The sequence below is a fragment of the Streptomyces sp. NPDC048419 genome (assembly GCF_043200415.1).
Taxonomy (GTDB): Bacteria; Actinomycetota; Actinomycetes; order Streptomycetales; family Streptomycetaceae; genus Streptomyces.
Genome location: NZ_JBICXT010000077.1, coordinates 1 through 9,141 on the forward strand (window position 1 = coordinate 1; position 9,141 = coordinate 9,141).

At 58.4% G+C, this 9,141-nt stretch carries 2 protein-coding genes and 1 pseudogene; 1 reads left to right on the plus strand and 2 read right to left on the minus strand.

The window, feature by feature from the left end; all coding sequences use genetic code 11:
- Nucleotides 1-103 (plus strand): annotated as a pseudogene (locus ACGFYN_RS47315) (IS5/IS1182 family transposase); the annotation flags it as partial.
- A gap of 66 nt (nucleotides 104-169) precedes the next feature.
- Here the strand turns inward: ACGFYN_RS47315 and ACGFYN_RS47320 are convergent.
- The gene (locus ACGFYN_RS47320; RefSeq protein WP_393872164.1) at nucleotides 170-4,267 is read right to left on the minus strand and encodes a hypothetical protein; all 4,098 of its coding nucleotides are present in this window, start codon (nucleotides 4,265-4,267) and stop codon (nucleotides 170-172) included.
- Between the two features lie 331 nt (nucleotides 4,268-4,598).
- Nucleotides 4,599-8,630 carry an Ig domain-containing protein gene (locus ACGFYN_RS47325; RefSeq protein ID WP_393872165.1) on the minus strand — a complete coding sequence of 1,344 codons (4,032 nt, stop codon included), beginning with the start codon at nucleotides 8,628-8,630 and terminating at the stop codon, nucleotides 4,599-4,601.
- Nucleotides 8,631-9,141 lie beyond the last annotated feature (511 nt).

The window sequence follows — 9,141 nt, forward strand, 5'->3', positions numbered from 1 at the left end:
GAAGTCCTGGCGACTGTTACGGCGAGCCCGATGCTCAACCCGACGTATCGGCACCGCCGTCCAAGCCATCCACACCCTCTTGACCTGCGACTATTCAGGATGAAAGAGGTTCACTGGCAGCCGTACACACCCTCTTGACCTGCCAATACACAGGATGAAAGAGGTTCACTCACGAGATATCAAATATGAAGCTAGCCTCGGTGTATTGCGGCGGGCCATAATTGTCCGACACCCAGACGTCAAACGTATAGGTGTTTGTGGCGTTTTTCGCGAGGTTTCCAGTAATCAATCCGTTTTGGTCAATTCCCAGGTGATGAGGCGTCACAGGCGCCGGCTCCACATTGGCCAGCTGCCAGTTTTTGAGAGGGTCGTTTATACCCAGACTTCCACCAGTGGCCTGGACTTGCAAACTGAAGTCTTTCTCAGCACTCCAATGAAATGTTCCACCATTCGTGATGACGGGAAGGCTGTAGCGTTCTACCACGGCCTGGAATCCTGCCATTTCGTGTCCGGCGCCGGTCAAGATGCCATCGGCTACTCCGACAATGCTCCACACTTGCCGTGCCTGAGCAGAGTACTGCGGGTAATTCTCGATGACTTTCTCGACTACTGCCCGAATGCCTTGCAGGAGTTTAGCGATCGGCGTCATGACGGCCGCGGTCCACGAAAGGGCAACGGCGCCGCTGGGGGATTTAGGGTAGGGGGGTGTATTTTGCGACTTTACAATACCTGCGATCGTGTTGATACATCCCAGGAACATCGTGACGAGTGTACCCGAATAGATGGTGTTATATTTCACCCCACCCTTCACGGCAACCTTTCCCAGGTTTTTCATCAGCGTGGAACGATTACCGATCGTGTCACAACTCTCTCCTCCGAACGTCCCCCCCACATCCGATACCAGGCCCAGGATATTCTGACCCCAGGAGGACGACGCGTAGGGATCCCACGTAGAACCCGTACTGAACATCGGTATCGTCAATACCAAGTTACAGATGTCGCCAGCGATCTGAAGTATGTTGAGCAGCTTCGGCTTGGCAGTACCTGGCGGCGGGTTCGGCGGAAGCAAATCAGTCGCAGCGGTGGTTATTCCTGCAAAAACACCGAGCCCGAGACGGAGCACAGGAGGAGTGAGATAGCCAATGTTGTCGGGTGCCGACTCGGGCGGGGACTCGTCACCCAAGGCGGGACTTCCCGGATACCAGGGTGGCGGAGCGACAGGTGTAAACTCTCCCTTTGGGAACGGCGGCTTGTCTACACCCACAACCAACTTGTATATTACGGTCTCAAAGAAGGCCAGGACGAGGCATGCAAACCCTCCTGGTGTGAGATTCTCTACTTCTTCTTCTGGCCGGGCCTTCGATTGGATCCATTGGTACAGCTTCTCCACAAGCGCCATGTTTGCCAGGTGAGTATTGAAGAGAAGATCCTCGATGCTGACCGCGACGTCCCTTGCGAATTTTACGACCGCGCCGAAGACTGCATCGGCCGCTTGGAGGGCTTTCAGTAGAAGTTCCCGTATCCCATTGACGAGGAATTCGTATGTCGAGCGACTGCTCGCAGCCGTGGAATCGGTATCGAAGAAGTCTCTTACGAATTTCGTCGTCTGGCTCCAGGCGTCTACAAGATTGCCAAAGTCGACCGAGTTTGATAGAGAGTCCACCAAATCGTTCAAGGTGGCGTCGAGAGGGTGCGGTTCACTGCTCCTGATGAAGGCTGGTTCGCCTTGAGTGAGCGCGATGCTTCTATCCATGAACCAGCTTGCCTGGGGGTTCTTCAGATCTGCGGTGTCGAGAGTTCCTCCGGATGCGTCAGGAATCGGTTCTACGTTGTTGGGCAGGTCGCCGAGCCGCACGTCTTCTGAATTCGCTAGCAAGCTGTCGAAGTAGCGGTTGACATTGGCTTGCTGGTCAACGAACCATGTATCGCCAATGACCATCCCAGCGTAATGCTTGATAGTCGAGTCGAAGTATTTCGCGACAGTTTTGAAGCCGCTTTCCAGCGCAACCTTGGTGTTCCAGATGTCGGTGAAGTTGAACAATGTTTTCAGCCAGTCGAGGGTACGGGTTGCTGCTCCGGCCAGCATCGCGAAGAGGGATTCAACTGCTTGAGCTGCCTGTTCGATACTGGTGATTATCCACCGTGCGATTTCGACGAGCTTTCCGCCGATGGAGACCACGATCTGGATGACCGAGCTGGTTCCATCAACAATGAATTTCGCCACCTTCGTGGCTCCGCTCCTGATGCCTTGCCAGACGTCAGAGGCCCATTTTGTGCTGTCCTCCCACCAGCCGCCATAGGCGGGATCTGTGCGAAGATTCGTTCGATAGGTTTCCAGTTCTTCAGCGGTGCGGAACGCCTGGAACGTGGGCTGTGTAGGGTCCCATACCTGGATCGCGTAGCCGGCCACGACCTGCGGCTCGTCATATCCGTCGAATACGAGTTTCGGTAGTTCTCTGTCGCCTGCAGCCATGTTGTACATGGTCTGGACGTTCGTTACGACAGTCTCGGGCTGCCAATCCGGGAACTTACTCCAGTCGACCAGATCTGTTTTCTGGCCAGAGCTGTTGGTGCATTGGGCGGCTTTCAAGCCGGTGGAGGAAATCACCCCCTTTTGAGAGGGCAGCTTACCCTTGCCAGCGAGATAGTCGTTTACGGGAGCGTCGAAGTCGATAGCGGCAGCTTGGTCTAGTCCTTCAGTGCTGAGGAAGACGATGGGGGTCACGAGCCCTTGGGCGGGAATCGAAATCGTGAGCCGGCCTGCCACGTTTGTCCGCACGTCCGCGCTCTTGCCTGGCCCGACCAGGAACGATACGGCGTTCACCTGTACCTCGACGAGCGAGTCCGCGGTCACGTTTACCAGATGGTCCGGCATGGGGGTGCCGTACTTATCCAGCAACGTGGCATCCGCCACGTATCGTGTAACGACCTGAGGGTCCTCTGCGGACGGCAGTCTCACTGTCTCCACCGCCCACCGCGAGGTGATTACATCCTGCGCGTAGAGAACGGAGGCCTCAGACGCGGGTGCTCCGCGGACTCGAACCCATTCGTTAGGTTCGTAGTCGGGGTAGGGATCGAGTTCGAAGGAGTCCACCTGGGTTGCTAGCCCCACAGTCGCCGGGGTGGATGCGCCGTCTTCCGTGACGGCCTCCGTCCACTGAATGCCGAATTCCATGGATGGTGGACTACCAAAGTATCGCCATCCGCTTTGATGAAGTACTTGGAGAACGTAGTTCGAGGTGAGTCCGAAGATGTGCAGGTCGCCATCGGCATCCTGCCACGTCTTCGCAGAAGCGAACTCCGTCGGAATAGACATGTCCACGGTTTTTGTGGACTCCCACAGGCGGTAGAAGCTGTGGAGTCGGCCGTTTGCGTCCAGGTAGATGCAGCCGACATCACTGCAGTTAGCCTGGTTTGGAATCGACGGTACGATCCATTGCCCGCAGACACTACGAATTGGACTCCCTTGCTCAGGAATCTTCATCGTCCAGTCCGGGCCCTGCCCGAATTCAAGTCGCCAGACATCCAAGCTATTTTCTAGAGTTGGATATCCGATGTAAGCGACGTAGCGTGAATAGTTGTCCCGGGATCCGGCGCTCATATATCCACCTCCCAGCACGCGGCCAGCGGTGTTTGTCTGAGTTCCGGATGTGACGAAACCCCAAGGGTAATAGGTGCTCTTGGGATCGGTACTTTGAATGTTCGGGTAGATCGCCAAGACTTGCCAGGCCATGCCTTGGTAGCTGTATCCGCCGAGTATCGTGGCTCCGCTGTCCAAGCCATAGGACACGGAGAGGTATCCACTGGGTGGCAGCGGGTTCAGGAACGCCGTTTGCGTTGTCCACGTGCAGGTCACGGTGCCGTCTTGGCTACGTTGTCCTGTCAGCTTGCGTACATCCCACGCCTGGGTACTGCCACTTGGAGGGCAGCCGAAGGCCCATAGGCTTCCGTCAGGGTGCTCTGCCACAACCACTTCCGCGAGTTTGACGGCGTTCGGGATTTCCGTCTGGTTCCAGCCCGTGGGCCCCTCGTTAGTACGCTGCAGGTAGGTAAGCTCCCTCTGCGCGTTTATAACGAGCGCCTCCTCCGCTCCGCCCTTGAACGGATTGGAAAACAGCGCGATCTGATTTCTACCCGATCCGGCGGAGACTGCCCCGCCAGGAACGGCATCCTCCATCAGGAGCGTCGAGACACTGAATGATCCCGGAGTCAACAAATCCCGCTCATTCGACTGAACAGATGAGTTCTGGAATGTCTCAATGCCCATGTCAGACGCCCGCTCTACTTCAGTGTCAACCGATGGTGCGCAAGGAATGGGGAACGCTCATGCCGGTCCGCGTCCGGAGAGCCTGTTGAGGGCCCGCCAGTTGCGATCTCCGGTCCGCTGGCAGGTGACATGCACATCCTCCACCGTCCGCTGCCGGCGGACTTCAGGTTGAGGGTGTGTACTCCCCGTTTGCCAGCAGTCGGCAACAGGTCACTGGCGCGCCGAGCGCACTGCCGAGGTGGGCCGGCCAGGCACTGAGCGGGCTGCTGTCGGTTGGAGGCGCTGTTCACCTGGGTCCGTTGGCGGCGATGCGCCACGCACGCAACGCAGATCATGACCGTCGCCCCCGTCCTGGAGAAGTACCTTGTACGTGCAGAGTGAACGCCTTTGCTGTGTAAAGTGGCGGGGCGAAGCTGTCTCGCACCTGCACGGTCAATGCGTAGTCTCCGGGGGGAGCCTGGATCCTCCCGGAGATAAGTCCTGTGCTCGGATCCAGCCTCAGGCCCGCCGGCAGGGCTCCGGCGCTGACTCTCCACTCTCGCAGGGGAAAGTTGACCTCGGTGCTACCGCCCAGGGCGGTGAGCAGCACCCCATAGTCCATTCCCGCTGTCCCGTTCGGCAGAGGAGTTTTGGTCTCAATATTCGGTACGTTTCCCAATTCGAGAACGCCAGGGTTTCCTGCACAAAGATCACCAAGGCTGGCCAGGGCGCCGTCCGTGTTCGCGATGACCTTCTGGTAGGGCAGGTTGCCATCAGCCGAGCCGGCGTTGCGGAACGCTTGGATAATATCCCGCAGGGGCCGGATGGATGCTGCCAAGTAGGCAAGATCTTGCAAGTTTTCGTTTTCCAGGTGCCGCTGAGTCGCTGCGATTTCCCGGGAGATGAGATCTCCGGCGCCGAGGAGGAGCTGGAGTCCGGATCCTTCGAGGATTCCACCGGGCGTTATTGGCCTGATGGGGAGGTTCTTGAGAAGTGCAGAGTTTCCACCGAGAACCGGCGCTATGATATCTAGTCCTGCGATGCAGGCGAACACGCAGTCGGCCGCCCATCGCGTGCCCTCGAGAACGAACGCGAGGCCATCAGCCTTGCTCCATGGCCGACCCCAGACAGGCGGCGCGGCGAGCAAGGTCGCGTAACTCTCCATGAAGCCGGCAGCCAGGTTGACCGGGAGAAGCCCATTTTTTGAGTAGGAGGTTCCTATCAGCGGGGTGACAAAATCGGTCAGGGCCGTGAGCGCCTGATGCGCTACTGCTATGATGGTTGCTTCGGATTGGGCTTCCACCAATTGCATGTTGTAATCGGCGGCGCCCTTGGTTTTCGTGACGTGGGCTGCCGGTGTCAGATACGGCGGAATTGCGGGGAAGCCATCCGGGAATGGGCGGCTGTTGATACCCAGGATCATCTTGTGAGTGCAGGTGATCTGGAAGCCGGTCACGAGGGCAGCGAATCCTCCCACTGTCATGGGATCGGGAGGCCTGCCGGTTGCGCGAGTACCTATCCATCGATACAGGTCGTTGATGGGCCCAAGCTTCATAGGGAGCGTGAGCAGATCCTTGAGGCTAGGGATGAGAGTAGTGGCCGCTATTTCGAACAGGTCATGGTAAGCCTCATCTGCTGCGGCCAGAATTTTCGGCATGAGAGGAGCGATCCCCTCATCGATGAGTTCGGAATACCGGGATCCGCTTGTCGACTGGACGGAATTCACGGCGAAGAAGCTCTTCAGGAAGTCGTTCTTACCGGCCAGGCTATCTATCAAGAGTCGAAATTCTGGTCGCCTCGTGATCACCGAAAGTGTCCCCAACTCGGACATTATGGGGAGCTTGTCGCAGCCGTCAATCGTCGCAGTACCGTCCCAATCCAGGATTCTGTCTAGCAGCCAATTGGCTTGAGGACTGCTCAGCTCCCGCGGATCTACCGTACCCCCCGAGATATCCGATATGGGAGGTATCCTGTTTTGGAAATCGGCCATGCGGAGCCGGGCATACGCGTCCTTCATGTTGCCCAAAGCGACATCGGCAACTTCCTGCTGCCTTCTGAACCACCCCGGGTCTACAGAGTAGTATTGGCGCTTTAGCGCGACATCGACGAGGCCGGTAAGCTCTTGATATCCGACCTCGAGGGCCGATTTGGTGTTCCATATGTCGGAAAAAGGGAAGCGTGTCTTGAGCCAGTCGACGACGCGGACGGCTGCCTCACCCGAAACAAGTGCGAAGAGAGCTTCGACGGCCTGAGACGCCTGCTCGCCGTCGGTGATGGCCCACCGTCCGAGAGACACCACCTTGCCGTTCATCTCGACCTTGATCTCAATGTCTTGCGACACGGTGAGGTCGACAACCTTGGTGGCACCGGTCCTGATGCCCTCCCAGACGTCGGCAGCCCATGTGGTGAAGCCATCCCACAAGCCACCGTAGGCGGGGAGGGCATGGCGACTGGCTCGGTAGTGTTCCAGCTCCTCGCTCGTTCGGAACGCATGGAGCATGGGCTGGCTAGGGTCCCAGACCTGGATGGCATAGCCCACGATCTCCTGAGGATCGTCGTCGCCATCGAACGCGAACTTGGGCAGCTGCTGGTCGCCGGCCGCCATGTTGTACATGGTCTGACACAGTGCAACGACTGCTTCCTGCTGGTATTTGGCTTTACTCCAGTCCGCGACCAGTGGCGTTATCAACCCCGACGGTGCGTAACATCGGGCATTCGTCAACGCGGTGGAGGAGAGGAGCCCCGCCTGGGAGGGGATTTTATCCTTGCCTGCCAGGTAGGCGTTGACCGGAGCATCGAGGTCGACGACCACCGCCTGCGCCAGTCCGTCGGCATTGAGGAAGACCACGGGAGCGACGAGTCCGTGCGCGGGAACCGAAACCGTGAGCCGGCCGGCCATGTTGGTGCGCACCTCAGCGTCCCGACCTGGACCTACTCGGAAGGAAATTCCGTTGACCTGCACTTCCACGAGGGACTCGGCAGTCACGGTCACCAGGTGGCCAGAGATTGGTGCGCCGTAATTGTCCAGTAGGGTCGCCTCTGCCATATACCGATTGACGATCTTGGGGTCACCGGAGGACGGTAGTCGAACTGTCTCTTCCGTCCATCGTGAGTTCGTCGATTCCCGTACGTAGAGCACTGTCCGTTGGGCCTGGGATCCGCCCTCCGCGAGCAGCAATTTTGGCTCGTAGTCAGGGTATGGGTCGAGCGTGAATGAGATACTGCCGTCTTGGGCAGCTAGCCCTACTATGGCCGTCGTTCTGGTGCCGTCATCCGCAGTCGCCTGCGACCACTGGATGTGCAGATTATTGCCTTCCGCTCTCCACCCATCTTGGTGAAGTACCTGAAGTGTGTCATACCCGGCATGACCGAAGACATGCAAGTCCCCGTCCGCATCTTGCCAGGTCTTGCCATATCTGAAATTTGTTTCGATCTTCGTATCGACCCGGATATCCTTTTCCCACTTGCGATAGAAGTTATGCAGGTTTCCATTGGTATCGAGATAGACGCATCCGACGTCGCTGGACTTCCACCGATGCGGCAGGGACGGCACGAACCATGTACCGCAGAATCCGTACGCCGCCTCTGTTAAAGTCATCATCCAGTCAGGATCCCCGCCAAACTCAAGGCGACTTATAGGTCCGGGGTCCCGCCCAGGAGACAGGGGGGAACCGAAGTAGGCCACGAAGCGCGGCTTCGTCTCCGTCGCGCCTGCACCAAAAAAGCCGCCACCCATGACCACGTGTCCGGGGCCGAGATTGAAATTCGAAGAATAGGTGAAGTTCCACGGGTAGAATGGTGTGGCGCCGGTGGAGAAGGCTGCGTAGACGGCCAGAAACGGAGTCTGAATGTTAGGAGAGCCGCCGGCGACGATCACCGCTCCACCATCTGGTGAGTAGGAGACGTTCAGGTTGTGGCATCGGCTTTTGCCCGGCTCTCCATCGAATGCCTTTTGCCCGCTCCATTCGCATGTGACGGTACCGTCTGGGCTCCTTTTGCCCGTGAGCTTGCGAGTATCCCAGGGCTGGGCATCTCCAACGGGAACGCCGAAGGACCACAGACTTCCGTCGGGGTGCTCCGCCACGACCACTTCCGCCAGCTGCGGAGCGCCACTGACTTCGGTTTGTTCCCAGCCGGTCGGCCTATTGTTCGTACGCTGCAGGTACGTCAACACGCCCTGAGCGTTAATGACGAGAGCCTCCTCCACTCCTTCCTTGAAAGGATTGGAGAACAGTGCAAGCTGGTTCTGCGCCGAACCCACGGAGATGTCGCCTACAAGGACGGCATCCTCCATGAGCATCGTGGTCACACTGAATAATGCCGGAGTCAGCAGATCCCGCTCGCCGGACGATACGGAGGAGTCCTGGAACATCTCGATGCCCATCAAAGACACCGCATCCCTATGCTCAAGCGATTCGCGCTCGCTGCCTTACGCAGCGAGTACCCAAAGGCACACTGCGGCGCCCGGTGACCGACGACACTACGTAGTTGAGCGACTTGCCACGGTGCGTCAGGCCTTTGCCGATACACGTGCGGGCGGTCCGTGTGGGCCGTCTGTGAGCCCGCCGATCCCGGCAGGCTCACCCACATTGCCCCGTTTAACCATCGCCCGCGACGAATACCATAGTACGCCTCTCCAGCCATCAGGGAAGCCCCAAGTGCCCGTAACGCGACGTGGAGCTCTTTCGGCCTGGCCACTGATCGGGTGACCACGTGGGTGCCCGCAACGCGCGAGGCTCCCGTGCTGTTGAGGTGTTCGAAGTCTCAACCCATAGGCACAGGAGCCCCGTTGGCTCCTTAAGACGTCATCTCATTTGGTGAGTCTGCGGTAGCAGATGAGGGTGCAGGCGATGCTGGTGAAGGCCAGGAAGTGCTCGGCTTTGCGCTCGTAGCGG